Origin of the sequence: Clostridium sp. (assembly GCF_040797585.1) — a bacterium.
Lineage (GTDB): Bacteria > Bacillota > Clostridia > Clostridiales > Clostridiaceae > Clostridium_Z.
The window spans coordinates 1-3,512 of the sequence record NZ_JBFNEO010000255.1 but is presented as its reverse complement, the minus strand read 5'-3'; the positions used below and the strand labels follow the sequence as shown (position 1 = coordinate 3,512).

The 3,512-nt window shown below is 28.2% G+C and carries 2 protein-coding genes; both read right to left on the bottom strand.

The window, feature by feature from the left end; all coding sequences use genetic code 11:
• Window positions 1-362: 362 nt before the first annotated feature.
• A complete protein-coding gene (locus AB2369_RS12375; RefSeq protein ID WP_367666781.1) occupies window positions 363-2,399 on the bottom strand; it encodes a methyl-accepting chemotaxis protein in 2,037 nt (678 codons plus the stop codon).
• A gap of 270 nt (window positions 2,400-2,669) precedes the next feature.
• Window positions 2,670-3,128, bottom strand: a complete 459-nt coding sequence (locus AB2369_RS12370; protein ID WP_367666780.1) for an NUDIX domain-containing protein — start codon at window positions 3,126-3,128, stop codon at window positions 2,670-2,672.
• Between the last annotated feature and the right edge of the window lie 384 nt (window positions 3,129-3,512).

The window sequence follows — 3,512 nt, the reverse complement described above, 5'->3', positions numbered from 1 at the left end:
TTAACTTGAAGTTTAGCTTAAGATATGATGTAGCACATCATAGATAAACCACATGGTATCTCAATACTTAATAAGCTATAAATCATGTTAGATTGAAGTTTAGATTAATGTGTAATGTGCTTTCTCTATAGTTAAACTATATCAGAACTCAATCTTTGAATATGCATTAAATAATAGAATCTTGTGATTTAGTTTAATGCATAATGTGGTAATATACATTGATAACTTTCTTATATATACTATAAAAGTAATATCAACAATTAAGTTAAATAATAAAAAAGATTTATCCTAGAATCCAATTATGTTCTAGGATAAATCCTTTTACAAGTTTTTTACATCTAATTTAAGCCACTTAGAATTTTCTATACTATAAATCTATCTGTATCTTCTTTCATACTCTTAGTCATGAATGTTAAGTCTTGTGCAGCATTCGCTACTTCTTCTGATGAAGCATTCATCTCTTCTGATATTGCTGCTATTTCTTCTGCTGAAGCTGATACCTCTTGTGATACCGCTGCTGAATCTTGAATTTTATTTAAAATTATATTTTTACTTTCCTCAATTTTTCCCGTTACATATACTGTATTCTGTATTTTAGGCTTCATAATACTCACTTCTCCAATAATTTTATCAAAGGACTCCACTGCCACATTTATTGTTTCTTTTTGATTTCCTAATTCCTTTTGAACTAAGGATGTGGTATCTACCATTATGTTAGTCTCTTTAAATACAGAATCAACTAAGTTATTTATGTTTTTAGCTGAAACTCTACTCTGATCTGCCAGCTTTCTTATTTCATCAGAAACTACTGCAAATCCACGCCCTACTTCTCCAGCTCTTGCTGCCTCTATAGCTGCATTTAATGCTAAAAGATTTGTTTTCTCCGCAATTCCATTAATAACATCAGTAATTTCATGAATTTTATTTATATCATCTTCTACATTATGAATTTTATTTGATAACTCTTTAAAGGAATAATTAACATTCTCTACAGATACCATAACTTTCTTCATTTCTGAATTACTACCATTTGAAAGCCCTTCAATCTTATCTGCTTCTTCCTCTACATTTTTAATTGATGATATCACCTGTTCTATTTGTCCATTAAAATCATTTAGTATTTCTACTATATAGGAAATATCTGTAGCTTGAGTCTCTGCTCCCCTTGCAACTTCTTGTACAGAGGTTGCTACTGTATCTGATGAACTTGACATCTCAGTAGAAAGGCTTGCTAAATTTTCTGAATAACTATCTATGGTTAAGGAACTTTCTTTTATATTTTTAACTATCTCTCTTATAGAATCTTGTGTTCTATCCATGGCTTTAGCCATAAATCCAAACTCATCTTTTCTTTCTAGTAAAGCATTAGGTATATCCTTTGACATATCTCCTTTTGCCATTATATTCAAATGTTCTACTGCAGTTTTTATTATATTAGCTATTTTTCTTACTTGAATTAATATAAGAATTATACTAAGGATTACACATATGAACGATAGAATAATTATATAATTTCTAATTACCTTAACTTCCTTTAACACTTCATTCTCGTCTATAGTTATAGCTGAACTCCACCCTGTATTTCCTACTGGCGAATAAGAGATAAATTTCTCTTCTCCATTAAGGTTATATGTATCTGTTCCTAGAGACCCTTTTATCATATTCTGTACAATTTTTGAGAATTCTTCTAATTTAGAGTCTATTTTTGAAAGTTCTATAGCATTATACTTACCTATGTAATCTGAATTTTTGTGAGCAACTACAGTTCCAGCTTCATCAACCATAAAAGCCTCCCCTGTTTCTCCTATGGTTATATTAGATAAGATATTACTAAAATCTTCTGCATCCCTTACTGCAATTAAAGCACCTGTTATTTCACCAGAGTTTTTATCTTTTATAGGTGTAGCTATTGAAAATATCAGCTTATTGTTATCCCCCTGATAATCACTTATGAAAGGAGCACCTACTACAGTTTCTCCAGCCATTGCTCTTTTATAATAATCCTTATCAGATATGAATAACTGCCCCCCATTAGTAGCTACATAAATTCCATTTTTATCTGCTATCCCCATTCTCATGAACCCATTAATTTCTACATTATTTTCTATTTCTTTAAGCCTTTCCTCTAACGGCTTGGATGAATCAGAAATATATATATTCATAGCTAAGTTCTTAAGAACTTGTTTTCCTGTTTCAAGCTTCTCATTAATCATGCCAGCGGAAGCCTTAGCTATCTCTGGCAAAGTTTCATTTGCCATAGAGTTAAGTGCCTTTTTAGATATGGTTATAGATATCCCAGATAATACAATACAATTAAAAACAGTTAGTAATATAAAAATCACTATTAACTTTGTTCCTATACTCTTAAAGTTAATCTCTTTCTTTTTTAAGTTTTCCATAAAACCCTCCTTAGTAATAAAATATACCCTTTGATTAAAAATTTCGTAATTTTTTATAATTTCTTTATATAAATATATTTAGAATGTTTATATATCTACACTTTAAATCATAATTATATAAATATTTTCATAAATTCTTCCTATAAAAATCTTAGATTATTAATTAGAATTTTTTTTAATTTTTAAAACACAAAAGCTATAACACTAAATTAATCTTGTAGTGTTATAGCTTTCTAATTCTAAGTTTCAGCCTCTATTCTAAAATTATATTTAAAAAGGATAATCATAATAATCTCCATTTTTAATCTTAGCTTCTTTTACTGATTCTTTTATATTTCCATAACCTAAATTAACTAACCTGTCTCTATATACTCTATGAAGTTTATCCATAGAGTCATCATTAATCTCTAACCATTTATAATAATCATGTTCCTCTGATAAAATAACTTTTCCTTCTATTACTCTACATAGGTATATAACTCCAACTATCTGATAATTCTCTCCAATAAACTCCCATGTATCTAAAAGTTTAATTCTTTCAAAGCTAAGTTTTGTTTCTTCAAAGATTTCTCTTTTCAATGTATCTTCTAGGCTTTCTCCAAATTCTACCCTTCCTCCAGGAAGCTCTAAGTATTCTTCCTCAGAACTTTTCTTATGCATAGCTAAAAACTTATTTCCCTGTACTATAAAAGCCTTAGCTGCAAAATACATCCTCTTTTCTTCTATCATAGCAATCCCCCTATTGATTAACTAAATAAAAGTTATTTAAGTTAATAATTATATATTTTTATAAATTTTAGTACTCTACTAATTATATCACACCCCTACTTTATATAGTGAAAATTCTGAAAATCCCCTTCGTTTTTTACACCTCTTTAACCCTTAATAATTTCATATTTAATATCCCTACTTTTTTTATTTTCTCTATATTTTTCTTACAAGATTATTAACTTATTTTTAGCACATACTATATTTGTCTTACATTAAACTCATTTTTATTCTATATAGATTTTATCTATTTATATATGATTTTTTTCAGTATTACAACAGATATGGATTTATATTTATGATTATTTCTACTTAAATTTAGTATAGTTTATCCCAGAAAGGAGG